The sequence below is a fragment of the Mesorhizobium sp. M1312 genome, from assembly GCF_040318115.1.
Classification (GTDB): domain Bacteria; phylum Pseudomonadota; class Alphaproteobacteria; order Rhizobiales; family Rhizobiaceae; genus Mesorhizobium.
The window spans coordinates 143,542-169,261 of the sequence record NZ_JAMYLQ010000010.1; the positions used below are offsets into that span (position 1 = coordinate 143,542).

24 protein-coding genes, 1 tRNA gene and 3 pseudogenes are annotated in these 25,720 nt (G+C 61.2%); 17 read left to right on the plus strand and 11 right to left on the minus strand.

Annotation, left to right across the window (positions count from 1 at the left end; all coding sequences use genetic code 11):
- The first annotated feature begins 213 nt into the window (after nt 1-213).
- The 9 genes and pseudogenes from NKH36_RS14480 to NKH36_RS14520 all read left to right on the plus strand — a co-directional run.
- Complete coding sequence (locus tag NKH36_RS14480; RefSeq protein ID WP_352959253.1) at nt 214-807, plus strand: NodA family N-acyltransferase; 594 nt, start codon at nt 214-216, stop codon at nt 805-807.
- Complete coding sequence (nodB, locus tag NKH36_RS14485; RefSeq protein ID WP_352959254.1) at nt 804-1,463, plus strand: chitooligosaccharide deacetylase NodB; 660 nt, start codon at nt 804-806, stop codon at nt 1,461-1,463. The genes NKH36_RS14480 and nodB overlap by 4 nt, the downstream gene beginning before the upstream one ends.
- A gap of 14 nt (nt 1,464-1,477) precedes the next feature.
- Nucleotides 1,478-2,731, plus strand: coding sequence for a chitooligosaccharide synthase NodC (nodC, locus tag NKH36_RS14490; protein WP_352959256.1), 1,254 nt, complete (start codon nt 1,478-1,480; stop codon nt 2,729-2,731).
- 41 nt (nt 2,732-2,772) lie between these two features.
- Nucleotides 2,773-3,369 carry a nodulation methyltransferase NodS gene (gene nodS / locus NKH36_RS14495; RefSeq protein ID WP_352959332.1) on the plus strand — a complete coding sequence of 199 codons (597 nt, stop codon included), beginning with the start codon at nt 2,773-2,775 and terminating at the stop codon, nt 3,367-3,369.
- A gap of 35 nt (nt 3,370-3,404) precedes the next feature.
- Nucleotides 3,405-3,650, plus strand: a pseudogene (locus tag NKH36_RS14500) (carbamoyltransferase N-terminal domain-containing protein); the annotation flags it as partial.
- 43 nt (nt 3,651-3,693) lie between these two features.
- The gene (gene nodI, locus NKH36_RS14505) at nt 3,694-4,605 is read left to right on the plus strand and encodes a nodulation factor ABC transporter ATP-binding protein NodI (protein ID WP_023719311.1); all 912 of its coding nucleotides are present in this window, start codon (nt 3,694-3,696) and stop codon (nt 4,603-4,605) included.
- Between the two features lie 3 nt (nt 4,606-4,608).
- Complete coding sequence (locus NKH36_RS14510) at nt 4,609-5,397, plus strand: ABC transporter permease (protein ID WP_352959258.1); 789 nt, start codon at nt 4,609-4,611, stop codon at nt 5,395-5,397.
- Between the two features lie 67 nt (nt 5,398-5,464).
- Entirely contained in the window at nt 5,465-6,415 is a 951-nt protein-coding gene (locus NKH36_RS14515) for a LysR family transcriptional regulator (RefSeq protein ID WP_352959260.1), read from the plus strand.
- 31 nt (nt 6,416-6,446) lie between these two features.
- Nucleotides 6,447-6,713: pseudogene (locus NKH36_RS14520) on the plus strand (hypothetical protein); the annotation flags it as partial.
- A 29-nt stretch (nt 6,714-6,742) separates the two neighbouring features.
- Here NKH36_RS14520 and NKH36_RS14525 read toward each other — a convergent pair.
- Nucleotides 6,743-7,237, minus strand: a pseudogene (locus NKH36_RS14525) (transposase domain-containing protein); the annotation flags it as partial.
- 378 nt (nt 7,238-7,615) lie between these two features.
- On the opposite strand from NKH36_RS14525, the gene NKH36_RS14530 reads away from it, so the two are divergent.
- Nucleotides 7,616-8,407 (plus strand): calcium-binding protein, encoded by a 792-nt coding sequence (locus tag NKH36_RS14530; protein ID WP_352959262.1) that lies wholly within the window; start codon nt 7,616-7,618, stop codon nt 8,405-8,407.
- Nucleotides 8,408-8,467: 60 nt separating this feature from the next.
- Here NKH36_RS14530 and NKH36_RS14535 read toward each other — a convergent pair whose 3' ends face one another.
- Nucleotides 8,468-8,665 (minus strand): hypothetical protein, encoded by a 198-nt coding sequence (locus NKH36_RS14535; RefSeq protein WP_352959263.1) that lies wholly within the window; start codon nt 8,663-8,665, stop codon nt 8,468-8,470.
- A 134-nt stretch (nt 8,666-8,799) separates the two neighbouring features.
- Between NKH36_RS14535 and NKH36_RS14540 the strand changes: the two genes are divergently transcribed.
- From NKH36_RS14540 to NKH36_RS14550, 3 genes are all read left to right on the plus strand, one after another.
- A complete protein-coding gene (locus NKH36_RS14540; protein WP_352959265.1) occupies nt 8,800-10,569 on the plus strand; it encodes a type I secretion system permease/ATPase in 1,770 nt (589 codons plus the stop codon).
- A complete protein-coding gene (locus NKH36_RS14545; RefSeq protein ID WP_352959267.1) occupies nt 10,544-11,857 on the plus strand; it encodes an HlyD family type I secretion periplasmic adaptor subunit in 1,314 nt (437 codons plus the stop codon). The genes NKH36_RS14540 and NKH36_RS14545 overlap by 26 nt, the downstream gene beginning before the upstream one ends.
- A 668-nt stretch (nt 11,858-12,525) precedes the next feature.
- Nucleotides 12,526-13,743 (plus strand): tyrosine-type recombinase/integrase, encoded by a 1,218-nt coding sequence (locus tag NKH36_RS14550; RefSeq protein WP_352959269.1) that lies wholly within the window; start codon nt 12,526-12,528, stop codon nt 13,741-13,743.
- A 21-nt stretch (nt 13,744-13,764) separates the two neighbouring features.
- Here the strand turns inward: NKH36_RS14550 and NKH36_RS14555 are convergent.
- Nucleotides 13,765-13,840 (minus strand) — tRNA-Ile (locus tag NKH36_RS14555).
- A 238-nt stretch (nt 13,841-14,078) separates the two neighbouring features.
- Between NKH36_RS14555 and NKH36_RS14560 the strand changes: the two genes are divergently transcribed.
- Nucleotides 14,079-14,789: an SIMPL domain-containing protein gene (locus tag NKH36_RS14560; protein ID WP_352962843.1), complete on the plus strand. Its 711-nt coding sequence runs from the start codon at nt 14,079-14,081 to the stop codon at nt 14,787-14,789.
- Between the two features lie 212 nt (nt 14,790-15,001).
- Here NKH36_RS14560 and NKH36_RS14565 read toward each other — a convergent pair whose 3' ends face one another.
- Both NKH36_RS14565 and NKH36_RS14570 read right to left on the minus strand, forming a co-directional pair.
- Nucleotides 15,002-15,364, minus strand: coding sequence for a hypothetical protein (locus NKH36_RS14565; protein ID WP_352959273.1), 363 nt, complete (start codon nt 15,362-15,364; stop codon nt 15,002-15,004).
- 294 nt (nt 15,365-15,658) lie between these two features.
- Nucleotides 15,659-16,105 (minus strand): YcgN family cysteine cluster protein, encoded by a 447-nt coding sequence (locus NKH36_RS14570; RefSeq protein ID WP_352954869.1) that lies wholly within the window; start codon nt 16,103-16,105, stop codon nt 15,659-15,661.
- A 211-nt stretch (nt 16,106-16,316) separates the two neighbouring features.
- Here NKH36_RS14570 and NKH36_RS14575 point away from each other — a divergent pair, with 211 nt between their 5' ends.
- Nucleotides 16,317-18,455, plus strand: coding sequence for an OmpA family protein (locus NKH36_RS14575; RefSeq protein ID WP_352962874.1), 2,139 nt, complete (start codon nt 16,317-16,319; stop codon nt 18,453-18,455).
- A 447-nt stretch (nt 18,456-18,902) separates the two neighbouring features.
- On the opposite strand, the gene NKH36_RS14580 is transcribed toward NKH36_RS14575, so the two are convergent.
- The 3 genes from NKH36_RS14580 to NKH36_RS14590 form a co-directional block, all read right to left on the minus strand.
- Nucleotides 18,903-19,769 carry an SDR family oxidoreductase gene (locus NKH36_RS14580; protein ID WP_352959277.1) on the minus strand — a complete coding sequence of 289 codons (867 nt, stop codon included), beginning with the start codon at nt 19,767-19,769 and terminating at the stop codon, nt 18,903-18,905.
- 107 nt (nt 19,770-19,876) lie between these two features.
- On the minus strand, nt 19,877-20,542 hold the full coding sequence (locus tag NKH36_RS14585; RefSeq protein ID WP_352959279.1) for a helix-turn-helix transcriptional regulator: 666 nt from the start codon (nt 20,540-20,542) through the stop codon (nt 19,877-19,879).
- An 8-nt stretch (nt 20,543-20,550) separates the two neighbouring features.
- Nucleotides 20,551-21,423 (minus strand): S1C family serine protease, encoded by an 873-nt coding sequence (locus tag NKH36_RS14590; RefSeq protein WP_352959281.1) that lies wholly within the window; start codon nt 21,421-21,423, stop codon nt 20,551-20,553.
- A 271-nt stretch (nt 21,424-21,694) separates the two neighbouring features.
- On the opposite strand from NKH36_RS14590, the gene NKH36_RS14595 reads away from it, so the two are divergent.
- The gene (locus NKH36_RS14595) at nt 21,695-22,642 is read left to right on the plus strand and encodes a S1C family serine protease (protein WP_352959283.1); all 948 of its coding nucleotides are present in this window, start codon (nt 21,695-21,697) and stop codon (nt 22,640-22,642) included.
- A gap of 3 nt (nt 22,643-22,645) precedes the next feature.
- Here the strand turns inward: NKH36_RS14595 and NKH36_RS14600 are convergent, their stop codons facing one another.
- Together NKH36_RS14600 and NKH36_RS14605 are read right to left on the minus strand one after the other, a co-directional pair.
- Entirely contained in the window at nt 22,646-23,251 is a 606-nt protein-coding gene (locus NKH36_RS14600) for an arginase family protein (protein ID WP_352959285.1), read from the minus strand.
- A gap of 419 nt (nt 23,252-23,670) precedes the next feature.
- On the minus strand, nt 23,671-24,093 hold the full coding sequence (locus NKH36_RS14605; RefSeq protein ID WP_352959287.1) for a VOC family protein: 423 nt from the start codon (nt 24,091-24,093) through the stop codon (nt 23,671-23,673).
- Between the two features lie 67 nt (nt 24,094-24,160).
- Here NKH36_RS14605 and NKH36_RS14610 point away from each other — a divergent pair, with 67 nt between their 5' ends.
- On the plus strand, nt 24,161-24,787 hold the full coding sequence (locus NKH36_RS14610) for a TetR/AcrR family transcriptional regulator (RefSeq protein WP_352959289.1): 627 nt from the start codon (nt 24,161-24,163) through the stop codon (nt 24,785-24,787).
- Here NKH36_RS14610 and NKH36_RS14615 read toward each other — a convergent pair.
- Nucleotides 24,729-25,676 carry a LysR family transcriptional regulator gene (locus NKH36_RS14615; protein ID WP_352959291.1) on the minus strand — a complete coding sequence of 316 codons (948 nt, stop codon included), beginning with the start codon at nt 25,674-25,676 and terminating at the stop codon, nt 24,729-24,731. The genes NKH36_RS14610 and NKH36_RS14615 overlap by 59 nt on opposite strands.
- Nucleotides 25,677-25,720 lie beyond the last annotated feature (44 nt).

A 25,720-nucleotide genomic window follows, 5' to 3' on the forward strand; every position in this document is an offset into this window, starting at 1 on the left:
TTTACGAACCATGCATTAGAGGAACGTAAATGACCGACGTCAAGCTAAAATCGACGGCGCCGCGACACGGGCGGGAACATCGAGAGAGCTCATTTGCGAGCCCGACCGGCTGGCTCACCTTCGCTAACGACAACGGTTGAGTGCAGCCAACAACGCCGCCGCTTTGGCCGGGTAATGCGGCCCGCAACAAACTAATATGAAGAGAGGTCCTGAATGCGCCCTCAGGTGCAGTGGAAGTTGTGCTGGGAAAACGAGTTGCAGCTCTCCGATCACGTCGAGCTCGCCGAGTTCTTTCGTAATACCTACGGGCCGACCGGGGCGTCCAACGCAGAACCGTTCGAAGGTAGTCGAAGCTGGGCCGGAGCCAGGCCTGAACTCCGCGTAATCGCCTATGATTCGAGCGGTGTAGCGGCTCACATGGGCGTACTGCGCCGTTTCATCAAGGTTGACGCCGTCGACCTGTTGGTGGCTGAGCTGGGCCTGTACGGGGTACGTCCGGACCTTGAGGGTCTCGGAATCGCCCATTCAATCCATGTCATGCTTCCAATACTGCAGGAGCTTGGCGTTCCATTCGCTTTCGGAACGGTCCGGGACGCGCTGCGGAATCATGTTGAGAGGTTCGGGCGGCGATACAGCCCTTTGGCCGTTTTGTCGGGAATTCGCGTGCGCTCCACCCGACCAGAGGCGCGCCTCGACCTGCCGCCCACACGCATCGATGACGCACTCACCATTGTTCTGCCAGTTGGACGGCCGATCAGCGATTGGCCCACGGGCACGATGATCGATCGGAACGGACCAGAGCTATGAGCCGTCCCGATTGCTTGTACGAAGTGCGCCGTGAGTGCTCTGACGGCACCGGCCGTCGCAGCGTTTATCTGACGTTTGACGACGGTCCCAATCCACTTTTCACACCGGAGATTCTCGATGTGCTGGCAGAGCAGCGGGTGCCGGCGACTTTCTTCGTCATCGGCGCCTACGCCTTAGAGCACCCGGATCTCGTCCAACGAATGTTTGCAGAAGGGCACGAGCTAGGCAACCACACGATGACTCATCCGAATCTGAACAAATGCGGCTTCGGCGAAGTGCAACGTGAGGTCTTTGGAGCGAACGGCGCCATCACGAGGGCATGCCCGCAGGCCTCGGTGCGCTATATTCGCGCGCCCTATGGCGCCTGGAGCGAAGAAGTCTTCACAGCGTCACAGATCGCCGGGCTGGCGGCCCTCCATTGGTCCGTCGACCCTCGAGATTGGTCTCGCCCTGGGGTCGGCGCGATTATCGATAAAGTGCTCGCCTCTGTCCGGCCGGGCGCAATCGTACTCTTGCACGACGGATGCCCTCCCGGCGAGTTGAGCCAAGGCGCTCACGTCGGTCTGCGCGACCAGACGGTCACGGCGCTGTCCCGGCTGATTCCAGCACTGCATGAACGCGGATTTGTAATCCGCTCACTTCCCCAACATCACTGAACAAACGAGATCCCATGACTCTTCTTGGTACAACCAGCACTGTCGCCATATCGCTTTATGCGCTGCTCTCGACTGCTTATAAGAGCATGCAGGGGCTTTATGCTCTGCCGACAAACGACTCATCGGCGTTGGAGGATCTCGTCGGCTCCGATCAACTGCCCAGCGTGGATGTCATCGTCCCCTGCTTCAACGAGGATCCGGGCACGCTTTCAGAGTGCCTGGCTTCCATTGCAGACCAAGAATACGCCGGAAGACTTCGGGTCTATGTGGTTGATGACGGTTCTGGAAATCGCGAAGCCGTAGGAACTGTCCACGAAACCTACGCGCGCGACCCTAGGTTCGACATCATTTTGCTTCCTGAGAATGTTGGAAAGCGCAAGGCGCAGATCGCCGCGATACGCCGCTCATCCGGGGATATGGTGCTTAACGTTGATTCAGACACGATACTCGCGTCCGACGTCATTACCAAGCTTGTACCGAAGATGCGAAATCCAGCGGTCGGCGCGGTCATGGGTCAGTTGACGGCCAGTAACCGGAGCGAGAGCTGGCTGACCAGGCTGATAGACATGGAGTACTGGCTGGCTTGCAACGAGGAGCGCGCGGCACAGGCTCGCTTCGGTGCCGTTATGTGCTGTTGCGGCCCATGTGCCATGTACCGCCGGTCTGCGCTCCTTTTGTTACTGGACCAGTACGAGTCGCAATTTTTTCGGGGCAAGCCAAGCGACTTCGGTGAGGATCGCCATCTCACTATCCTCATGCTGAAAGCAGGCTTTCGAACCGAGTACGTTCCGAGCGCCATCGCGGCCACAGTCGTTCCGAACAGACTCGGACCGTATCTGCGCCAACAACTCCGTTGGGCACGAAGCACATTCCGGGACACGCTGCTTGGGCTGCGCTTGCTGCCCGGCCTCAATAGCTATCTCACGTTGGACGTGGTCGGACAGAATCTCGGGCCGCTACTCCTCGCCCTATCGGTACTAACGGGCCTCGCACATTTCGCACTGACAGGCACTGTGCCTTGGTGGACAGGATTGATGATTGTGTCCATGACCATGCTCCGATGCAGCGTGGTAGCATTTCGCGCTCGACAGTTTCGATTTCTGGGCTTTTCCCTGCACACGTTCATCAACATCTTTCTCTTACTTCCCTTGAAGGCCTACGCGCTGTGTACATTGAGCAATAGCGATTGGCTGTCGCGAAGCTCTGCTGTCCCTACGTCTTCGGGATTAGCGCTTCGGGCAACATTTGCGGCGACCAGTGATCGCTAATTACCTAGGTGGACGAGAGGTGGACGAGTTTGACCCAGAACATGAATCATCAGTTGCTCGATCGGGAATTGGCCGCAGACGATCCGTGGCGCCTCGACGGCAATCCGTTCGAGCGGGAGCGCCACACGCAAATGCTCCAGCTGGCGCTTGCCCAAGGCTCCATTACAAATGCCCTCGAAGTCGGGTGCGCTGCCGGCGCATTCACGGAAAAACTAGCCCCCTACTGCCAAGGGCTCACCGTCATCGATGTCGTGGCGCAAGCGATTGCTCGAGCACGTCAACGGATAAAGGAGCCGTCGCGCATCAACTGGATAGTCTCCGATGTTCAACAGTTTTCGACGGACGAGTTGTTTGACCTGATCGTTGTGGCGGAGGTCCTATACTACCTCGAAGACATAGCCGAGATGCGCGCGGCCGTCAAAAACCTGGTGCGGGTGCTTGCGCCAGGCGGGCATCTGATCTTCGGATCGGCAAGGGATGCTAATTGCCGTCGCTGGGGTCACGCCGCTGGTGCTGAGCCGGTCATCGCCATGCTGAACGAAACGTTGATCGAGGTAGAGCGTCTTGAGTGTCGGGGCAAGTCGGTCAACGAAGACTGCTTGCTCGTCCGTTTCCGGAACCCGCTTTCCGCTTCCTGATGAATCGAATCTATCGCCGTTAACGTGGAGACACTATGCGCATCTGTGGTACCAAGCTGACCCATGATGGGGCGATCGCCCTTGTCGAGGATGGACGGCTCGTCTTCTGCGTTGAGCAGGAAAAGCGGCACAACAATCCGCGTTATCAAACCATCGATAATCTCGACGCAATTGTCGCCGCTTTGGCGGAACAGGGGCTAAATCCTTGTGATGTCGATCAGTTCGTTATCGACGGCTGGGATGGCGAAGACGAGTCACAGTTTCAGGTCCGGCAGGCAACCAAGCAACCGCCAGTCTTGGCATCCCTCTCGGTAAAATGAACCCATGTCCATGGTAGCGATCGATCTTACTGACGTAAGCAAAACTTATGACAAGCTCGTTGTCGACAGACTGTCGTTCCGCGTTGCGGCGGGGGAATGCTTCGGGCTCTTGGGACCGAACGGTGCGGGCAAAAGCACGATTGCGCGTATGGTCCTCGGCATGACATCGCCTGATGCGGGGAAGATTACTGTGCTCGGCGCTCCAGTGCCGGCGCGCGCGCGTTTGGCACGTATGCGCATCGGCGTGGTCCCGCAGTTCGACAATCTTGATACCGCGTTCACTGTACGCGAGAACCTGTTGGTGTTCGGGCGCTACTTCCGGATGAGCAGACGCCAGATCGAAGCGGTCATACCGTCGCTGCTTGAGTTCGCCCGCCTCGAGAACAAAGCGGATGCGCGCGTCGCCGAACTGTCCGGCGGCATGAAGCGGCGCCTGACGCTCGCGCGTGCGCTGATCAATGACCCGCACTTGCTGGTGATGGACGAGCCGACCACCGGCCTCGATCCGCAGGCCCGCCACCTGATCTGGGAACGGCTGCGATCGCTGCTGGCGCGGGGCAAGACTATTCTTTTGACTACCCATTTCATGGAAGAGGCCGAGCGGCTGTGCGATCGGCTGTGCGTTATGGAGGAGGGGCGCAAGATCGCCGAAGGCCGCCCGTCCGCACTCATTGACGAGCAGATCGGCTGTGACGTGGTCGAGGTCTACGGCGGCAATCCGCATGAACTGGGTGCGCTGATCCGGCCGTACGCACAGCGCATCGAGGTGAGCGGTGAGACGCTTTTTTGCTATGCACCCGATCCGGAGCAGGTGCTGGTGCAGCTACGCGGGCGCGCGGGTCTGCGCCTTCTGCAGCGTCCCCCCAATCTCGAGGATGTGTTCTTACGGCTAACCGGGCGCGAGATGGAGGACTGAACAATGGGCGAACGTTATGCGGCGGGCATGCCCGCCAATGCGTGGAATTGGGTCGCGGTTTGGCGCCGCAACTATCTTGGATGGAAGAAAATCGGGCTTGCATCGGTTCTCGGCAACCTCGCCGATCCGATGATCTATCTGTTCGGTCTCGGCTTTGGCATCGGAACAATGATAGGTCCTGTTGAGGGCACTTCGTACATTGCGTTTCTCGCGGCTGGCATGGTTGCCACAAGCGCGATGGCATCGGCGACCGCTGAAACGGTTTACGGGAGTTTCGGCCGCATGGACAACCAGCGCACCTGGGAAGGAATGCTATGCACTCAGCTAACGCTCGGCGATATCGTACTCGGCGAATTGGCGTGGGCAGCCACCAAGGCCCTGATGGCGGGCACAGCAATCACTATTGTTGCCACCACGCTCGGCTACACATCGTGGCCATCCATCCTCTGCTTGCTGCCAGTCATCGCTCTCAGTGGCCTCGCCTTCGCGAGTCTAGCGATGGTCGTCACGGCGCTTGCGCCCAGTTATGAATATTTCATATTTTATCAAACGCTTGTTATAACACCCATGCTGTTCCTTTGCGGCGCCATGTTTCCGGTCAACCAATTGCCCGGCGCTTTTCAGGACGTTGCCTCCTTGTTGCCGCTCGCACATGTAATCGACCTCATTCGTCCGGCGATGCTTGGCCGTCCGGTCGGCAGCATGGGCCTGCATATCGGCGCGCTTTGCATATACACGGTTTTGCCGTACTTCCTGTCAGTTGCTCTTTTTCGTCGTCGGCTGATGCGTTGACGCCACTCACCATTCGTAAAATTGATTGTTTGGGCGATACCCATCCACGCGTCGGATAGGTCAAAACATGCGTTTTAAGGGGCTCGATCTAAATCTCCTCGTTGTGCTGGACGCTCTGATCAGGGAGCGTAAAGTCACTGCCGCGGCTCGCAGTATTAACCTGAGCCAGCCGGCCATGAGCGCCGCCGTCGCTCGGTTACGCGCCTATTTCAGCGATGAGCTATTTACGATGAACGGCCGCGAACTCATTTTGACACCGCGCGCGGAGGGGCTCGCCACAGCAGTCCGGGAGGCATTGCTGCACATCCAGCTATCGATTATTTCCTGGGACGCTTTTAACCCGGCCCGATCGGATCGTCGCTTCCGCATCATCCTTTCCGATTACCTCATACTCGTATTTTTTAAGAAGATCGTAGAGCGTGCTGCGCGGGAAGCTCCCGCCGTCCGCTTCGAATGTCTGCCTATTTCCGACGACCCCGAGGAGCTTCTCCGGCGCGGCGACGTTGATTTTCTAATTATGCCGGAAGTGTTCATGTCGAAACATCCTCGCGCAGCCCTGTTCGAAGATATGCTCGTATGCGTAGGCTGCGGCACGAACAAGCAGCTGTCAGAGCCACTTACATTCGAGCGATACTTGTCGATGGGGCAGGTTGTGCTCAATTTCGGGGACACCCGGCAGCGCTCCATCGAGGAACGGTATTTGCTCGAGCACGGTTTCGAGAGACGTATCGAGGTCGTCGTACAGGGCTTTAGCCTGATCCCGCCCGTTCTATCAGGCACCAACCGCATCGGGACCATGCCCTTACGGCTGGCGCAGCATTTCGCAAAGTCAACACCCCTGCGGATTGTCGAACTTCCGCCGCCACTTCCTCCCGCATTCACGGAGGCCGTCCAATGGCCTGCGCTTCACAATAATGATCCGGCAAGCCTATGGATGCGGGAAATGATGTTGCGGGAGGCATCTCGTATGATTACCCCGCCTAAGAGCACCGGACGTCTCAGTTGTCGGCCGAATTGAGAAACTGACCCCCTCGGTTAGGAGAGGAGGCATGGATGGCGATTGGGATTGGGCGATTCCTGCATTGTCGAGAACGATGCAGGGAGAGCAGATCCTTCAGCCTGAAGAGGTGGCGGCGATGCTGCGGCTGCATGAGCTTGGCTGGGGAATGAACCGACGGGCGAAGGAATTCGGGTGCGCGCGCAACACGGTGCCTCGGTATCTAAGCGAGGGCGGGACTGTTCCGTTTCGCAAGCCTGTGCGGCCGACCGCGTTTGACGGACTGTACGATTGGCTGCGGGAGCGCTTCTTCCCCCATGGCTCGGGCTGGATGACGATCTCGACCCGCTCCAGATGCGCCGGGAACGCCTTGCGCGGTCGCGCAGCACGTCGCGGCTCGCCTGTCGGTCTTGCGGCCTCGAGCTCGGACTCAATCGCGCCGAGCCCGGTCTGGATTTCGTCGAAGGCGAAGGCCTGCTGGTCCCGTTCGAGCTTCTCGGAGCTGCGACCGAAGCGGCGCGCTCCAGCTGCTTGACGATCCCATGAAGGTCGGCGATCCGCTCCTGGGCAGGCTCGTTGAGTGTCGCCATCCGGACGATCTCGGCCTTGAGTGTTTCGCTCCGGAGTTGTTGCAGTTCGGCCTTCTCCGCCGCCATGGCGACGAACATCGCCTTGAGCGTATCGATGTCCGCGGGAAGGGCCGAAGCGCTTCTCGTCATGACGCCGACAGAAGCTTATTGTGCACGGCCTGAAGCCCGCCTTTTGCGCCTGAGTCACTTCGCCACGGCCTCGGGCCGATGTCGGGCGCCGTCTCCGTTCGGCTCGAACGCGCGTCCAGTCCATGCCTTCCGAGCGCCATCAGTTCGGCGCGGCAAGCCGGATCACGCCGTTCTCCACCCGCGGCCAGCGGAACTTGTCCTCGTCCAGCGCTTACGGTGCGGGTATGCCGGCGTCGAGCAAACAGAGAGAAGTTTGGGGCCGAACCAGGTCGGCCCCATTACGAAGTGTTGTCCTGGTGGTTTGAGTGTCGAATCTTCAGATCGATTGCTTGGGCGACCAGCGTCCCCGCCGCCAGCGAGCCCGCAACTGCTCAGCAGAAGGAAGTGAACGGGAGTGCATCCATTTCGTAAATGTGTGTCTATCCAAGCAATCGATTTCTCTAATTATCCGATGAGCAATATGAACGCGTCAGGCAGGGTGCATCATTAGGAGTATTTTTCGATGGCAAACATTATCGAGGGTGGCCCGAATGCCGAAACACTCATCGGCACCGAGCGTGAAGATTGGATGGAGGGTTTCCAGGGCGGTGACTGGATTGACGGTCGTGGCGGCAACGACGAGATCTCGGCTGGCCCGGGCAGTGACCGAGCCCTTGGCGGCGAGGGTAACGACCGCATCTTCGGCGGAGATGGCTGGGACGATCTCTCCGGCGACAACGGCCGCTTCAACGCGCGCATCTCCGGTGACGACAATGACAGGCTCAGCGGCGGTCCCGGCCAGGATGTCCTCTACGTGGGTGACGGCCAGGACACGTTGACCGGGGGCACCGACAATGACACGTTCGTGTTCCAGTTCCACAATCCGGTGCCTGGGGTTGTCGGGTCGAAGTCGGACATTACCACTATCACCGATTTCAACCCGGCGGAGGACAAGTTCGCCTTCGATGCGGTGGGCCTCTACAATGACGGTTTTGGCGCGAACTTCGTCAACAACGCCAGCATACAGTCCGGCTACCCGGTGGGCAGCTTCTACAGTGGTGCGGCCTCAGGTGCGAACGGCGAACACGTCGTGGTAATCACTGGCGAATCTTTCAACTCTGCTTCTGAAGCCGCGAGTGCGATCTCCGGCGAGCACGCCGGCGACATCATTGTCTACCAAAGCAGCTACACCGACAGAGTCGCAACTCTGGCCTATGTCACGGCCGACAACAGCGCGCATGAGTTCGCCCACCTGGGCGGTGTGGTCACCGTGGCCGACCTAGGCCTGACCGCGTCGGACTTCACCTTCGTTTGATCCAGAAAACCCATACGGAACAGCGCCCCGCCCCCCCGGGGCGGGCGCTTTCCGTTTCCGCTACTTGCGATGGGCCGGGGCGCCCGGGAGCAGTCGCAGCGTGTACAGCTTGACGAAGCCCTGCACGTCGCGCTGGTCGTACACCGAAATCTCCCTGAAGGCGTGGGCGGTAAGCCTGTTCGGGCCCTTGCGGCCGGCCACGATGACGTTGCCCTTCCAAACCTTCAGCCGGACGGTGTTGTTGACCCGCTCTATCAAACGCCGGGACCAAACATATTTGGCGGGAGCACTGATCCTGACTCAGCGAGCGGATGCAGTCGATCGCCGTTCGGGAAGCAATATAGGGAGCTGGGTGCCAGATCCTCACGGAGATCTACCTGAATAACCATTCCTTGAAGGATTCAGCTTTGAGACCCTTCCCTCTGACTGCCGCAATCTGGGGTATTGTGTTGATCAGCGGCGTGGTCAACGTGCTTGCGCTGATCTCGCCGCTGTTCATGCTTCAGGTCTATGACCGCGTTCTGGCAAGTGGCAGCGTATCGACGCTGGTGGGGCTCGTCGTGCTTGCTACAGGGCTTTATGCGTTCCAATGCCTGCTCGACATTTTGCGCGCGCGCGTGCTGCTGCGGATTGGCGAGCGTTTCGATGAACAGTTTTCCGGACGCGTTCACGATGCGATCGTTCGCCTTCCGCTTTTAACGCGCATGCCGGGCGACGGCTTGCAGCCGCTTCGCGATCTCGACAATATTCGCGGATTCTTAGGTGGAAACGGTCCGACAGCGTTCTTCGATCTGCCATGGATGCTGCTTTATCTTGGCATTTGCTTCCTCTTTCATTTCTGGATCGGCATGACGGCACTTATCGGGGCGATCGGTCTCACATCTCTGACACTCCTTACCAACACTCTCTCGCAAGGGCCGATACGCGATACCATTGACCACAACATGGTACGCAATGGTCTACTGGAAGCAGCGCGCCGCAATGCCGAGGTCGTGCAAGCTCTCGGTCTCGGAAAGCGGATCGCTGCCCGATGGCACAAGGCCAATGCCAAGTATCTGGCCGCCAACCGGAAAGTCGGGGACGTGGCAGGTGGGCTGGGTGGCATTTCAAAGTCGCTGCGCGTGCTGCTGCAATCGGCCATTCTTGCCGTCGGCGCGTACCTTGTCATCAGGCAGGAGACTACGGCCGGGGTCATGATTGCCAGTTCGATCACGATGGGGCGTGCGCTGGCTCCGGTCGATCTGGCCATTTCAAGCTGGAAACCCTTCCTCATGGCGCGCCAGGGTTGGGCGCGGCTGGAGGACCTCCTGGGAAAGGTTCCTGAAACCGCTCCTGTTATGCCAATGCCTGCACCTGAACGCGAACTCCGCCTCGAAGGCGTGACAATCGTTCCGCCCGGCGAAAGGAAGCCGACCGTGACCGGCCTTGCGTTTGCCGTTCAGGCGGGAAGCGCACTCGGGATCATCGGTGCATCGGGTTCGGGCAAGTCGACACTCTCGCGCGCCATCGTCGGCGCATGGGCGCCGGTCGCCGGAAAGGTTCGCATCGACAGCGCAAGCCTCGATCAATGGGACCGGGAAGCGCTAGGCCGTCATATCGGCTATTTGCCGCAAGGTGTTGAACTGTTCGACGGCACCATTGCCGAAAACATCGCTCGTTTTGAAGACGATCCTGACCCTGAGGCTATTGTCGCCGCGGCGAAGGCAGCGGGCACGCACGAACTGATCCTCCGATTTGAGCACGGCTACGAAACTCCGATTGGTGAGGCCGGATCGGCACTTTCCGCCGGGCAGCGCCAGCGTATCGGTCTTGCCCGTGCTCTTTATCGAGACCCTTTCCTTGTCGTGCTGGATGAACCCAATGCCAATCTCGATGCGGAAGGCGAGGCTGCGGTCGTTAAGGCGATCGCCTCCGTGCGCGAGCGCAAGGGCATTGCGGTTGTCGTTGCCCATCGGCCGAGCGCCATCCGCGCCGTGGATTTGGTGTTGGTGATGGAAGGTGGACGGCAGCGAGCATTCGGTGCGCGTGATGAAGCGCTTTCCAAAGTCCTTAAGGGGGCAGCGATGGCATCAGGCGCTGGGGTCAAGGCCATCGAGTCTACACAGGATAACGAGCGCGCTGACATGGAGGATCCCGGTGTCCGGCATTCATCAGAACAATGACGTTTCCAGGTCCATTCGCCGGCACCTGGTGGCGGGCCTGCTGGCGAGCGTGATCTTTGTGGGAGGAGCCGGAGCCTGGGCGGCCTTCACGAATCTCTCCGGCGCGGTTGTCGCGTCCGGACACTTTGTCGTCGATTCCTATGTGAAGACGGTGCAGCACCCGACCGGCGGGGTGGTGGGAGAAATCCTGGTGCGCGAAGGCGATAAAGTAAAAGCCGGCGACATCCTCATGCGGCTCGATGCCACCCAGACGCGCGCCAATCTCGCCATAGTCACCAAGCGGCTCGATGAGCTGGCCGCCCACCTGGCACGACTCGAAGCTGAGCGTGACGATCTGGCGGAGATCGCCTTCCCGGACTGGCTGCTCGCCCGCAGAGATGTTCCGGACGTAGCTTCGGCAATACATAGCGAGACGCGGCTGTTCGAATTCCGCAGACAATCCCGCGACGGAAAGCAGGCGCAGCTAGCGGAACGCATTACTCAATATGAGCACGAGATCGAGGGACTCAAGGCGCAGGAAATTGCCTGTGAGGAAAGCATCGAGATTCTCCAAAAGGAAATTGCTGCCCTGAGTGGACTGCGCGACCAAGGCATTGTCTCGGACCAACGCTTGAACAGCCTGAAGACGCAGGTTGCCACTTTCGGCGGCGAACGCGGTGAGAAGATTGCATATCAGGCACAGGCGGCAGGCCGCATAGCCGAAACGCGCCTGCAGATCCTGCAGATCGATCAGGATCTCAAGACGGAAGTCGGCCAGGAGCTCAGAGAGGTTCAGGCGCAGGTTGGGGAGTATGTTGAGCGCAAGGTGGCGGCTGAAGACGAACTGCGACGGATCGATATTGTCGCGCCGCAGTCAGGCGCCATTCAACAACTCGCAGTTCATACGGTCGGCGGAGTGATCACGCCCGCCGATCCGATTATGCTAATCGTGCCGGAAGGCGACGATCTTGCGCTGGAAGTACGGATCACCCCGAAGGACATCGACCAAATCCAGCTTGGTCACAAGGCCATGCTGCGGATGTCAGCCTTCAATCTGAGAACCACGCCGGAATTGAACGGATATGTCAGCCGGATCGCAGCCGATCTGGCGACGGACGAAAAAACCGGCATTTTCTATTACCTGGTGCGTCTATCGGTTTCGCATGCGGAACTGACGAAGCTCAAGGACCTGACGCTCGTGCCCGGCATGCCAGCCGAAGCGATGGTCCAGACGGGCGAGCGTACGGCGCTTTCCTATTTTGTGAAGCCGCTGTCGGACCAAATCAGTCGGGCATTCCGGGAGGAATGAAATTAATCCAAAGGAATATTTTGTTGGTATTTCTGTTGGTTGGTACGGTTGCTATATGAGTCATAACCATCTGAAAACACAGCCAGATTTTCTTCACTTGGATTCCGCCTCTGACTCAGATTCGTGGTTCGGCGGTCATTTTGCCCTTCCAAGTCGCCGCCCATTCAGTTCTTGGCCTCGAGCGCATTAAGATACCCATCATCGTACACAAAGGCTGGAAAAGAGTCCCGTGTCTTGAGCGATCCTAGGTCTGGAGACCTAGGGTGAGCCTGCAAGCACAGGGCCAGGACATGATTGAGCGTCTACAATATTGGGACAGGTGCATAGGAAGACAGGCAGGCGTTAAAGACGCGCTTTCACGCTAAACCGATGCTACGCACCCCGAGCGTCTTGCCGCCCTCGCTCCCGCCGGTAGGAATCAATCGCGAGCAGGCTGCGACGTTCATCGGCGTAAGCTCAACGACCTTTGATGAAATGGTCCAGGACGGCCGGATGCCGCAGCCACGAATGCCGAGCAAGGGGCGCATTGTTTGGGACGTCGAGGAACTTGTATTGGCGTTTCGAAAGCTCCCTCACCGCCAAATCGGAGGAGCACCAAAGCTTGACGAAGATTCGCCGCCACTAGACAATCCTTGGGATCGAAAACCACGAACATGACGGATGAGCCCGTGAAGGTCGATCTTAAGGGCGTAGTGAAGGACACTGATCGCCACGGCAATGATCGGTACTATTTTCGCGCACCGGGTCGGAAGAAGGTCCGGCTCCGTGAACCGACCGGCAGCGACGAGTTCCTCGAGGAACTGCGCTGCGCGCGCGCCGAGGTCACTTATGTTCGGCCCGGCACTCTTCCCGAGATTTGCCGGCGCCTCCCCAAGCCTTCCGAGCCAGCGAAGAAAGGCACGTTGCTGTGGCTTTGCCAGGAGTATTACCGTCGGGGCGGCACGGAAATCACCCAAGACACTATGGCGCGCCGACGAGCAATTCTGGAGCGCGTATGCGAATTACCTCATCCCCTCGAAGGTGACCCGGATCCTCAGTATCCCACCAAGGGATCTCTGCCATTCGCCGGTATGAAACGGTCTCATGTTAAGGAGATCAGGGACACCAGGCTCGACGCCCTTGGCGCCGCAAACAATATCGTAAAAGCCATCAGCGCGATGTTTGAGTGGGCAAAGGACACAGAGATTCCGGGCGTCGACTCCAATCCCGCCCGCGGCATCAGACGGCTGAAGAGCGGCGACGGCTGGCACCCATGGGACTTGTCGGAGATCGTTCAATATGAGAAGCGGCATCCGCTGGGTACCGCAGCCAGACGTGCGCTCTCGATCTTCATGTTTACTGGCCTGCGGTTGTCGGACGTCGCGATCTTCGGTCGACAGCACATCACGCTCGTCTACAACGAGGAGACCGAGCAGTGGGAGAAGTGGATCAGAATCAAGCCTGGGAAGACCAGTCGTAACAAGGATGCGGTGTTGGTAGAGCTCCCGCTGCTGCCCGAACTAGAGGCGGAACTTGAGCACACGCCCTCCGACCAGATGACATTCCTGGTCAATGAATATGGTCGCCCGTTTTCGGAGAACGGTCTAGGTAACAAGATGCGCCAGTGGTGTGACCAAGCTGAGCTGCCGCACTGCAGTGCTCATGGAATTCGCAAGGCCGGCGCGACGATCGCCGCTGAGAACGGCGCGACCCACGAGCAGCTGAAGGCGATATATGGGTGGACGACGTACCAGCAGCCCGACCACTACATCAAGAAAGCGCGTCGCCGGAAGGTAGCGAGAGCGGCGAAATACCTGCTGGTTATCGATCGAAAAGAGAACAAAATTGTCCCACTTTCTGAGGCGGTTGAAAGAGGTGGGACAAAAATGGCCAAAAAATCCAATTAAATCAACGGCCACAAAAGCCAATGGTGGGCCCGGAGGGACTCGAACCCCCAACCAAGCGGTTATGAGCCGCCGGCTCTAACCATTGAGCTACAGGCCCCACACGCGGCTGGATTAATGTTTTTCCCCGAATCGCACAAGGCTTTCCGAACTGGCTGGCCGAGATCGTCCCAAATCAGCCCATATTCAGACATTAGAGCGACGTGCGTCCACTTAGACGCGCAAAGTGCGCTCTAACGCTTTGAATCTACGCATCGTGCTTTCCGAAATCGATTCCGATTTTTGAGGCGATGCGGTAGTCGACAAGCGCGACTGGATCGCAGACCGAGGAGATTTTTATGACCAGACATCTTTTGCCCTTAGCGTTCGCCGCCGCAATCGCTTTTCCGGCGATGGCCGGCGCGGTCGATTCGCCGCCCCCGCCCCGCATCGTCGTCACCGGCGAAGGCGAAGCGACCGCGGCCCCCGATCTGGCGCTGCTGACGCTCAGCGTCATGCGCGAGGCCAAGACCGCGCGTGCCGCGCTCGATGCCAACAACGACGCCATGGCCTCCGTGATCGCCGCTATGAAGTCGGCTGGCATCAACGAGCGCGACCTGCAGACAGCCGGCATCCAGATCAGCCCGCGCTACAACTACACCAGCAAGCCGGACGGCAGCCAGGAAGCCGAACTCATCGCCTACCAGGTGACCAACACGCTTTCGGTGCGCATCCGCGACATCGACAAAACAGGCGAGATTCTCGACAAGGCGGTTTCGCTCGGCGTCAACCAGGGCGGCGGCATCTCGTTTTCCAATGAGGATCCGGCTGCAACTCTCACCGAAGCCCGCAAGAAGGCAGTCGCCGACGCCATGGCCAAGGCAAAGACGCTGGCTGAAGCCGCCGGCGTCAGCATCGGACGGGTGCTGGAAATCACCGACCAGAACGTCGCGCCGCCGCCGATACCGATGAACGCCAAGGCCTTCGACGCGGCCCGCGAATCGGTTCTGGTGCAGGCCGGCGAGAATTCCTACACGGTACAGGTCACTGTCACTTTCGAGTTGAAGTGACCGCCGCCGCCTGAACAGTTCGGCCTTTGCTGCATCAAAAACCCCGGAGGACTGGTCCTCCGGGGTTTTTTCGAGCCGCACCCGCCCTTGCGGAAAGGGGATCCGCTACTCCAGACCGACCTTCGCAGAAGGTCGTGTCTCCGGCTGATCTTCGCAGGAGATCATCTCCCAAGCCGACCTTCGCAGAAGATCCCGAACCGGTAGCTGACCGTTTACCGGTAGATAACCGGGCAGCCGCGTTCATTGGCGAACACGATCACCACGCGGTCACCGTACTGGCGGCCCGCGACTTTCACCGTGCGGCGGCTGACGTCGATGATTCGGGCGCGGCGCAGACCCATGCGCTCTGCTTTATTGAGGGCACGGTTCGGCGAGCAGGACCGGCGCCAGTCGCGTTCGCGGCGGCGTTCGCGATAGAAACCATCGTCGTCGCCGGTATAGACGCCGACGCGCGGATCGTTGTTATTGCCGAAGCCGAGATAGATGCTGTCTGCCTGGGCAGTGGCGGGGATAGCGGCAAGCGTGCCGAGCCCGATAAACGCCGAAAGGGCCGCCGTCTTAATCGTGTTGAACATTGTCTTCTCTCCTTGTTCAGGGCTTCCGCCTGTCTTGATCGAAACCGGTGTGTCTTGATCGAACCGATGTGTCTTGGTCGAACCGATGGGGAGGAGAATGCGCCTGCGTATCTGAACTTTTTACGAACCAGCCGTTCATATTGGGTTCATGTGGCAACAAGAGGTAATTTCGCAGTTTTCTCCGCTTTTCCGGTTCCGAACGATCTGACCGGTTCTGAACAATCTAGCCGGTTTTGAACAATCTGGATAGAAAACGCCCTGTCGCGCAGCCGGTTCCGGGCCCTGGCTCCCCCCTTAAGGCTCGTCGTCCAGCATGTGCTCGAAATAGTCGTCCGGCTCGGCAAGATCGGTCTCGCTGGCGCTGACCCGGCCGCGCATCGAGATGCCGGCCTCGTGCACCGTCTCGGCACTGCCCGACACCAGCCTGTGCCACCAGTAGAGATCGTGGCCCTCGGCGACCAGTCGGTAGGCGCAGGTTTTGGGCAACCAGCTTATAGTGCGCACATTCTGCGGCGTCAGCCCGACGCAGTCGGGGACACGCGCCAGCCGGTTGGCATAGTCCGAACAGCGGCAAGTTTCGGCGTCGAACAGCCGACAGCCGACGCTCGTCCAGTAGATCTCGCCGGTGTCTTCGTCCTCGAGTTTCGACAGACAGCATTTGCCGCAGCCGTCGCAAAGCGATTCCCACTCAGCTGGGGTCATCGCCTCGAGCGTCTTGATTTTCCAGAACGGCGTTTCCATTGACGGGATGTGGCCCCAGCTGGCGTCAAGGTCAAGCACCGCAACAGACGCAAACCCGGCCAGCACCATAGGCGGCACCATAGGAATGACACGAAGTCGCCTTCAAAACGCCGGCCAATCGCCCTTCCTGGCCGTTAATGCCTGCTAACCGGAACCAATCCGGTTGATGAACAGTTTGGGCCGGGATGGGACGCCAAAAGGAGGATTCTTAATGAAACGCCAACCACGGATTCTGGCAGGCACGGCACTTGGCCTGCTGATGGCGTCCGCGCCGTTGGGCGCATTCCCGCTGCAGGGCGGCGCCGCGTTCGGCCCACCGCAGCGTACCGCAACGCCCTTGATCCTGGCGCAATCGAATTGCCCCGAAGGCGAGTCGGCGGAAGGCTGCGCACAGCAGGCAGAACCTGAGCAGAAGCCTCGCAAGAAGCGCGAGCGGCAGGCTGAATCGGCTCCCACGGAGCAGGCGGCGCCTTCCGGCGATGAGCAAGAGGGCAATCAACGCAGAAAGAAGCGCGAGCAGCAACAGCAGACCGAATCAGCCCCTGCCGAACAGGCCGCCCCGGCCGAAGAGCAAAAACCGCGCAGAAAGAAGCGCGACCAACAGCAGCTCGAAGCAGCCCCGGCCGAACAGGCCGCCCCGGCCGAAGAGCAAAAACCGCGCAGGAAGAAGCGCGACCAACAGCAGATCGAAGCAGCGCCCGCCGAACAGGCCGCCCCGGCCGAAGAGCAGAAACCGCGCAGGAAGAAGCGCGACCAACAGCAGATCGAAGGAGCGCCCGCCGAGCAGGCGGCACCTGCCAACGACGAACAGCAGCCGCGCAGAAAGAAGCGCGACCAGCAACAGCAGATCGAAGCCGCACCCGCCGAAGAACCCCGCGAAAAGGCCGCACCTGCAAATGACAACGAGCAGGTCACGCCGCGCCGGAAGAAGCGGGACCAGGATCAGCAGATCGAAGCCGCACCCTCCGAACAGCCGGCCAGGGAGGAAACGCCCGACGGCGAGCAGGCCGAGCCGCTTCCGACCGACCGGCAAACGGCTCCCGCTGAGGGCGAAAAGCCCCGGGATCAGGCTAAGGAACGTCGCAAGAAGCCTATCGGCGAACAGCCGGCGCCGGGAGAGCAGCCCACATCCGGCGAGCAGCCCGCCGATGGCCAACAGGCCGCGCCCGCCGAAGGGGAAGGTCCGGCCCAGGGTGAGGCTCCCGTGTTCGACAGCCAGAAAGATGCCGTACGCAAGCGCAAGGGCGGCAGGGACAACGCGCAAGAGACGGGCGGCCAGGACGCGGGTGGTCAGCCCACGCAGCAGGACGGCGAGCAGGCGGAAGCCCCGAAGCCGGCTCCGGTCGACCAGGGACCGCCGCCCACCGACGACAGGGCGGCCCAGCAGGAGCTCAAGCTTGAGAGGATGGTTCCGGTGACGGAGGAAAAGGGCAAACGCGTTGAGCGTGTGCGCGGCGACGAGGACATTCGCCGCCGTCCGCGCCCGCAAGGGGTCGACGTCGTCAGGGAACTCGGCGACCGCGTTATCCTACAGTTCAACAACCAAACGATCGTCGAAAGCGACGATGCCCCGCGCATGCATCGTGGCGCGAGGAACGTCTACTATGAGGAACTGTCGGGCGATCGCACCCGGGAAATCGTCGAGCGTGACAACGGAATCCAGATCGTCACCATCCGCAACCGCTACGGCGACGTCATCCAGCGTTCACGCATCGCGCCCGACGGACGCGAATATGTGCTGAGCTATGTCGACGAGCGGCACTATGACGACGATAACGACTGGCGCGATCCGGGCGACGACCTGCCGCCGATTCGGATCGACATTCCGCGCGAGGAGTACATTTTGGACGCCGAAGACATCGAGGATCCAGACGACTACTATACCTTCCTCGAACAGCCACCGGTGGAAAGGGTTCAGCGCCTCTACTCGATCGACGAGGTTAAGCGCTCGGCCCGCGTGCGCGACATCGCGCGCCGCATCGACCTCGACACGCTGAACTTCGAATTCGGTTCAGCCTCGATCCCCGAAACCGAGGTGCAGAAACTGGAAGGCGTCGCCAGCGCCATGGAGAAGCTGCTGGAGAAGAACCCGGCGGAAACCTTCCTGATCGAAGGCCATACCGATGCCGTCGGCAGGCCGGAGGCGAACCTCGCTCTGTCCGACCGTCGCGCGGAGGCTGTCGCCGAAGCCCTGACCAATGCCTTCAGCATCCCGCCGGAGAACCTGACGACACAGGGCTATGGCGAGGAGTATCTCAAGGTCAACACGTCGGAGCCTGAGCGCGAGAACCGTCGCGTCGCCATCCGCCGCATCACCTCGCTGGTGGCGCCGGTGGCCAGCGCGAATTAAGCCATGGTCCCGAACCGAAGGTCAGCGAAGCAAAAAGTGTAAACCGGTTTTCGTAAAGACCGTGGCCAACTTAAAAGCAACGATTCCAGAAACCTGAACTGGTTTCTGGAATCTATACGGGAAGAAAGATCCCACCCCGGTTTCACCGGATGGGCAATTTCCGGCAATGAGCTGAGGGGGAAGGAGAATGTACGTCGCGATTTAACCAGGCATTGAATCGCGAGGTCGCCCACCCCAGATTCTGGCTAGGGCTTCCCTGCCCTGTCCCGACTCCAGCGGGACACATGAGCCCCGCCGGTACCCCCTCGCCGGCGGGGTTTTGTTTCCGGCTTCGGTGGAGAACCGAAGCCTATGCGGGGCCCAGACATTCCTCGCTTCCGCCTCAAACCCTTCCAAACGAAAGCGACCCGCCCGAAACACGGTGCTCAGACAGCAGCGCGATTCTCGCTAATAAATCCCCTTTATGTTTGTAACCGAATTCGCAAACACCTCGTCGGGCACGAAGAAATCGCCGGCAAGCGGGCCTGTCGCATCAGGCGCATAGATCGAAAAATCGCTGACGCGCTCGGCGCGCAGCACCTCCTCGTCGATGTAGAAATTGCCGGTCGCTTCGCGCGACGGCCTAAGCAGGATCGCATGCGCGGCATCGGCCATGATATCGGGCGAACGGCTCATCGCCGCCACTGTCGCCCCGCCCAGAAGATTGCGCACTGCTGCCGTATCGATCGTCGAGATCGGCCACAGCGAATTGACGGCGATGCCGTCCCTGGCGAACTCCGCGCTCATGCCCAGCGTGCACATCGACATGCCGAATTTGGCCATCGTATAGGCGACATGGTTCTTGAACCATTTGGCCTTCATGTCGAGCGGCGGCGCTAGATTCAAGATGTGAGGATTGTCAGCCAACTTCAGGTGCGGAATGCACATTTTGGAAACCAGGAACGTGCCGCGGGTGTTGATCTGGTGCATCAGATCGTAGCGCTTCATATCGGTTTCCAGCGTGCCGGTGAGTTGAATGGCGCTGGCATTGTTGATGCAGATGTCGATGCCGCCGAATTTTTCGACGGTCCGGGCGACTGCCTCGTCCACCTGCCCCTCCTCGCGTATGTCGCACAACATCGGCAACGCCTTGCCGCCTGCCTGCTCGATCTCCTCAGCCGCCGTGTAGATCGTACCCGGCAGCTTTGGATGCGGCTCGGCGGTCTTGGCCGCGACCGTCACATTGGCACCGTCGCGCGCAGCGCGCAGTGCGATCGCCAGCCCGATGCCGCGCGACCCGCCGGAGATGAACAGCGTCTTTCCCTTGAGCGACATGTCTTGCGCCTCCCTTGCAACATTACAGGCGTGATCCTTGCGCGGCGGTTGCGTGCCGCGCAAGGCCAAACACGCCGGATGTGAGTTACGCTGCGTAGGCTTGGAGGTTAGACCAGCACCAGGCCTTGCCGCATGGCGATGGCGATCGCGTCGGTGCGGTTGGCCGCACCTAGCTTGATCAGGATCGCCGCGACGTGGAACTTCGCCGTATGCACGGAAATGTTCAAGCGCCGCGCGATCACCTTGTTGGGCGCGCCCTCGGCCAAAAGCGCCAGCACTTCGCTCTCGCGCGGCGACAGCGGCGGCCGGCCGGCCCTGTCGTCGACCGGCTCCTCGTCGGAGAGGTCGTCGTCATGGAAGGCGAAATCGTCATGCCGGTCGGACAAAGGGCGGCCCTCGCCCGAGATCCGATAGCCAGCCGCCGCCAGCCGCGCGGCGGCAGCGATCAGCAGATCGTCCGCTGCCGCCGGAAGCACGGCAAATACGTTATCGGCCGGCCGCTGCCGCCTCCCTCGTTGAGACAGGAGCACCTGGGGTATCGCGGGATCGGTGGCCGCACCTTCCAGCCCTCCGCCCTCCAGGTCCCGTCTTTCCAGGCTATTGTCATCGACGATCGCGACATCCGCTCTGTCGCCGCTATCGCTGCTGCCAGCCACAATCGGCAGCAGATCGTCAGTCGCGGCAAGGGCCGTGGACAGGTGTTCGGCACGCACGGCGTCATCGAGCGCGATCAGTATCGTCAGCCGCCGCCTCGTGATCCCGTGACTTGCCATCGCTCTTCTCAGTTCAGCGGCTTTTCGCCGATGGTCAGCACGACATCGCGCCGTTCGCCGCCGCGCTCCACGCCGAGCGTCACCGACGCGCCGGCGCTGTCCGGCCCGAGCCTGCGGATCAGCTCGCGCGGACCATGCGCCGCTTCGCCGTCCCACGACACGATGATGTCGCCAAGATGCAGGCCGGCCGCTTTCGCCGGGCCATTGTCGTCGAGGCTCATCACCATCGCGCCATGCGTGTCGCCATTGCGGATCGGATGCAGGCCGGCGCCGAGATAGCCGCGCGCGACATGGCCCTTCTCGCGTAGCGTCGCTGCCGCCCGCTCGATCGTCTCGTAAGGCATGACCAGCGCCCGCCGGCGCGGCCCGAACAGCAGCATGCCGATCAGTGCGCCCTTAGCGTCGAGCACAGGGCCGCCCTCGAAACGGCCGCCGGCATTGACGGCCAGATTGATGCGCCGGTCGATCGTACCGCCGCGCATTGAGCGCCAGGCCGGACCGACCTCACCGACCGTGCCGAATGCGGCGAGCCCCGCACCGTCGCTATTGCCGACGGCGATGGCAAGGTGGCCCGGGCGCACCGTGCCTGCCTTGGCCAGCGACGGCGCGTCCGGCGCGCCGGTCGGCTTCAGAAGGGCCGTCCCCGTGGATGGATCCCGGCCGACCAGCTCAGCCTTCACCTTGTCGCCCGAAGAAAGCGTCAGGTCGATCTCCTCGCCGGCCTCCACCGCCTCCTCGGCAGCGATAAAATAGCCGTCGCGCCAATGGAAGGCGGTCGCGGTGCGATGCTGATGCGTGGCGAAGCTCGCCGTCGCCGGCGCCGCTGCGGCGGCTATATCGGCGACGGCGTCGGAAAATGCGCTCAGATTGAAGTCGCTCATCTTGGATCTCCTGGGTTTTTATCGCATCGGCCCGAAAATCGGAATCGATTTTCGGAAGCACGATGCGAGAACTCAAAGTCTTAGAGCGTACTTTGAGCGCCCAATGGACGCTCGTCGCTCTAACCCAGATATCGCTCGGCAGCGCGTTCGCGGGTACTCGCCTGACGGCTAGTTGGGCCTTGGACTGGCCATCTGGTCAGGTCGCGGCCGATCCGGCCGCTCCGCACATATAGGCATCCTTCTTCTTGCTCTAAAGACACGGAGCCCTGCCATGTCCCTCCCCGCCCAGCAATTGCAATTCGACGATGCGCTGCTCGATGATTATTCGGCAACGGTCGCCGATGCGGTGGACCGCATCGGTCCCGCCGTCTGCCGCATCGAGCGCATCGGCGGCGCCGGCGGCCAAGGCTCCGGCTTCGTCATCACGCCGGACGGGCTGGTCGTCACCAACTTCCACGTCGTCGGCGATGCCCGCAGCGTCCGCGTCACCATGCCGGACGGCGTCTCCAGGGAAGGCCGTGTTCTCGGCCGCGACCCCGACACCGACATCGCGCTGGTGCGTGCCGACGGCAGCTTTGCCGATATCGCGCCGCTCGGCGATTCCAAGCGCCTGCGGCGCGGCCAGATCGCCATTGCCATCGGCAACCCGCTCGGCTTCGAATGGACCGTCACATCAGGCGTCGTCTCGGCGCTCGGCCGCTCGATGCGTGCCTCCACCGGCCGGCTGATCGACGATGTCATCCAGACCGACGCAGCACTCAACCCGGGCAATTCCGGCGGACCGCTGGTGTCGTCGGCGGGCGAGGTCATCGGCGTCAACACCGCCATGATCCATGGCGCGCAAGGCATCGCCTTCGCGGTTGCGTCCAACACCGCCAATTTCGTCATTTCGGAGATCATCCGCTTTGGCCGGGTGCGCCGCGCCTTCATCGGTGTCTCGGCCGATACGACAAACCTGCCGCGCCGCGCCGCCCTTCTTTCGCAAGTGTCGAGCAGCACGGCGGTGCGCCTGCGCAGCGTCGAGGCGAACAGCCCGGCCGCCAAGGCCGGGCTCAGGGAAGGCGACATCATCGCCGCCATCGACGGACGCCCGGTCACCGGCGTCGATGATCTGGTTCGCCTGCTCGACGCCGAGCGCATCGGCCGCGAAACACTGTGCACGGTGGTACGCCGCTCCGGCATTACTCAGGTCACGGTGATGCCGGTGGCGCGAAGCTGACCATTATCGCGGCGCATAGATCTGGCCAAGCAGCGAAACCAGCAGCACTGCCAGCTCGCCGGTCGGATCGAGGTCCGGATCGAAAATGGTCATATCCATTCCGGTGCAGCGCGGGTCCGCCATCAGCGCCGCGAGGATGGCGACGAGATCGTCGGGATCGATTCCGGGACTGCCTGGTGAATCCACCGCCGGCATCACCGTTTGGTCGAGCGCATCGACGTCGAAATGCACCCAATAGGGCCAGCCGGTTCGCGCCAGCGTGGTCCAGGTCTTTTCCAGGACCTTTGCCGCGCCAAGCTCCCGCACGGCAAAGACATCGATCAGCGTCATCGCGGTCGAATTGATGTCCGGCCAGGCGAAGTCGGGGTCGCGGTTCTCGCGTTCGCCGATCTGAATCACCTGTTCGTCCGCTACCAGGGGGCTTGCTATTTCAGGCCAGTCGGTCAGCAGCGGCTCGCCACGTCCGGTGGCGAGCGCAAGGTCCATGCCGGCGACCGCGCCGAGTGAAGCGTTGATGTCGTAGTTGCCCGGATGGCGGAAATCGCTGTGGCCGTCGACATGGACCAGCGCCCAGCGGACCGGATCGCCGTGCAGCAGCCAGTGCGCCAAGCAGGACCGCGCAGTCGCCGCCGACGACCAGCGGGAACTCGCCCCGTCCCAGCGCGCCGGCAACAACTTCGGCAAGTTCGAGATTGAAGCTGCGTATCGCGTTGCCGTTGCGCAGCCGGGTGCCCGGCTGCGGCTCCGTGCTATAGGCGGGCCGATTAAGATCGACCACATTGAGGGGCGAAAGCGTCTCGATCAAGCCGGCCTCGGTCAATGCCTGCGGCGCACGCCACGTCCCCGGTATATGACCTGGCCTCAGCGGGCGCAGGCCAAGGCTTGAGGGTGCGCGGACAAGGCAGATTTCACGCATGGATTGGGCCCAGGCTGATGAGCCTCAGCATAGACCCCAAAGACGTGACCGGCCACGCGGCTGAAGGCTTTACGTCACATCTACAGACAGTTCCTGCCAGCCGCTATCTCGCTCAGCCCGCCGCCGCTTCGGCATACTGCTCCAGAAACTCGGCGCTTGGCGGGATCGGCTTGATCACGTCGATCAGCACGCCATTCGGGTCTTTGGTGATGAAATGGCGCTGGCCGAAGGGTTCGTCGCGGAGCGTTCGCAGGATCGGCAGGCCGGCAGCCATGACCCGATCATAGATTGCATCCGGGTTCTTGACCTCGAAATTGATCAACAGGCCGGAGGTACGGCCGCGCCCTTCCTCCGGGATCGTTTCATGATCGCCCTGGACGATGCCGAGATTGACCCGGCGATCCTCGATTGAGCGCAGATGCACGTACCAGTCGCTCTCAAACAATGGCTGGAAGCCGAAATGCGCGACATAAAAGGCTGCCGTGCCCGCAACGTCGCCCGTCATGAGCACTGGATAATAGCTTGTTGTCTTCATCTTTCCTTCTCCCGTCAAATAACATACAATCTGCATGTAAATACGAATTAACATACAGGCTGCATGTATGCAACAAGAATCCGCGCGCCGCTCCAATCGCGATCGCACCGAAGCGACGCGCGCCGACCTGATCGCCGCGGCGCGAAGACTGTTCACCGAAAAGTCCTATACGGAGACCGGCACGCCCGAGATCGTGGCTGCGGCCGGAGTCACGCGCGGCGCGCTCTATCATCACTTTGCCGACAAGCAGGCGCTGTTTGCCGCGGTCGTCGAGCAGGAGGCGGCGGCTGTGGCGGAAGAGATCGAGCGCGCCTCGCCGCCCTCACTGTTTGCCCGCGACGCGCTGATCGCCGGCTCGGATGCCTATCTTGCCGCCATGCGCGCACCCGGCCGCACCCGGCTGCTGCTGCTCGACGGACCGGCCGTGCTCGGCCGAGCCGCCATGGACGAGATCGACAACCGCCACGGCAACCGCTCGCTGCGCGAAGGCCTAGTTGCAGCGATGCGCTCGCAGTCCATGATGAGATTGCCGGTGGAAGCGCTGACGGCGCTGCTTGCCGCAGCCTTCGACCGGGCGGCCCTCGCTATCGAGGCCGGCGCATCGCCTGCCCCGTATCGCGAGGTGCTTATCGCGCTCATCGACGGTCTGTCCCAAGCTCCTCATCGGGGACCTGGCGCGGCTCGAACTCGTTGAAGCAGCCGAGTTGGCGCTTGAACTGGTCGATCAGCCAGGCTGCCGCGGGTTTCGGGCTGCGGTCGGTGCGATGCATGGCATAGAGCGGCGAGCGCACCTCGCTGTAGGGCTCGAGGTCGAGCTCGACAAGGCGGCCGCTTGCCAGATCGTCGGCAATCAGCCAGCGCGGCAGCCCGCCCCAGCCCAGCCCCTCCCGCATCAGCGCATGCTTGGTGCGCACATCGGTCAGCCGCCAGGTGCGGTAGGCGAACACGCCGTAGTCGCGTCCGCGCGTGCGCTCCGACTGATCGCTGACGACAAGCTGGATATGTTCGCGCACCTCCTCGAGCGGCACCGGCCTTGGAAGCAGCGCCAAGGGGTGGCTGGGCGCGGCAGCGGGCACCAAAGTGGTGAAGCCGATCCGCAAAAGGTTGACGTCGGCTTCGCCCAGAATGCCTCCGACGCCGAGATCGGCCTGTCCGTTGACGACATGATCGAGGACAAGGCCGAGCGAGCCGGCATGCAGGCGCAACATCACGGTCGGAAACTGCGCCTCGAATGCCTTCAGCACCCGAACCAGTACAGGCGAAGGCAGTGTCACGTCGACCGACATACTGACTTCCGCCTCCAACCCTTGCTTATGGCCGTCGACACGCGAGCGGATGCGCTGCAGCACGCCGGTCATGCGTCGGGCATCCTCCAGCATCGCCCGGCCGATCTCGGTCAGTTGCGGCTCGCGCGTGCCCTCGCGCTCGAACAGTTTCAGCCCAAGCTGCGCCTCAAGATTGGCGATTGCGTAGCTAATCACCGACTGCGCACGGTTGAGCCTGCGTCCGGCGGCGGAGAAACTGCCCGTGTCGGCCACCGTCACCAGGATTTGCAGTTGGTCAAGCGTTGGATTGGGTTGCATTGTACCTTATCCAAATTTTAGATGGATAGTACAGAAAATATACC

Coding starts and splice junctions, on each gene's coding strand:
- NKH36_RS14480 (WP_352959253.1), top strand. CDS start 214: ATGCGCCCTCAGGTGCAGTGGAAGTTGTGCTGGGAAAACGAGTTGCAG.
- nodB (WP_352959254.1), top strand. CDS start 804: ATGAGCCGTCCCGATTGCTTGTACGAAGTGCGCCGTGAGTGCTCTGAC.
- nodC (WP_352959256.1), top strand. CDS start 1,478: ATGACTCTTCTTGGTACAACCAGCACTGTCGCCATATCGCTTTATGCG.
- nodS (WP_352959332.1), top strand. CDS start 2,773: ATGAATCATCAGTTGCTCGATCGGGAATTGGCCGCAGACGATCCGTGG.
- nodI (WP_023719311.1), top strand. CDS start 3,694: ATGTCCATGGTAGCGATCGATCTTACTGACGTAAGCAAAACTTATGAC.
- NKH36_RS14510 (WP_352959258.1), top strand. CDS start 4,609: ATGGGCGAACGTTATGCGGCGGGCATGCCCGCCAATGCGTGGAATTGG.
- NKH36_RS14515 (WP_352959260.1), top strand. CDS start 5,465: ATGCGTTTTAAGGGGCTCGATCTAAATCTCCTCGTTGTGCTGGACGCT.
- NKH36_RS14530 (WP_352959262.1), top strand. CDS start 7,616: ATGGCAAACATTATCGAGGGTGGCCCGAATGCCGAAACACTCATCGGC.
- NKH36_RS14560 (WP_352962843.1), top strand. CDS start 14,079: ATGACCAGACATCTTTTGCCCTTAGCGTTCGCCGCCGCAATCGCTTTT.
- NKH36_RS14565 (WP_352959273.1), bottom strand. CDS start 15,364: ATGTTCAACACGATTAAGACGGCGGCCCTTTCGGCGTTTATCGGGCTC.
- NKH36_RS14570 (WP_352954869.1), bottom strand. CDS start 16,105: ATGGAAACGCCGTTCTGGAAAATCAAGACGCTCGAGGCGATGACCCCA.
- NKH36_RS14575 (WP_352962874.1), top strand. CDS start 16,317: ATGAAACGCCAACCACGGATTCTGGCAGGCACGGCACTTGGCCTGCTG.
- NKH36_RS14580 (WP_352959277.1), bottom strand. CDS start 19,769: ATGTCGCTCAAGGGAAAGACGCTGTTCATCTCCGGCGGGTCGCGCGGC.
- NKH36_RS14585 (WP_352959279.1), bottom strand. CDS start 20,542: ATGGCAAGTCACGGGATCACGAGGCGGCGGCTGACGATACTGATCGCG.
- NKH36_RS14590 (WP_352959281.1), bottom strand. CDS start 21,423: ATGAGCGACTTCAATCTGAGCGCATTTTCCGACGCCGTCGCCGATATA.
- NKH36_RS14595 (WP_352959283.1), top strand. CDS start 21,695: ATGTCCCTCCCCGCCCAGCAATTGCAATTCGACGATGCGCTGCTCGAT.
- NKH36_RS14605 (WP_352959287.1), bottom strand. CDS start 24,093: ATGAAGACAACAAGCTATTATCCAGTGCTCATGACGGGCGACGTTGCG.
- NKH36_RS14610 (WP_352959289.1), top strand. CDS start 24,161: ATGCAACAAGAATCCGCGCGCCGCTCCAATCGCGATCGCACCGAAGCG.
- NKH36_RS14615 (WP_352959291.1), bottom strand. CDS start 25,676: ATGCAACCCAATCCAACGCTTGACCAACTGCAAATCCTGGTGACGGTG.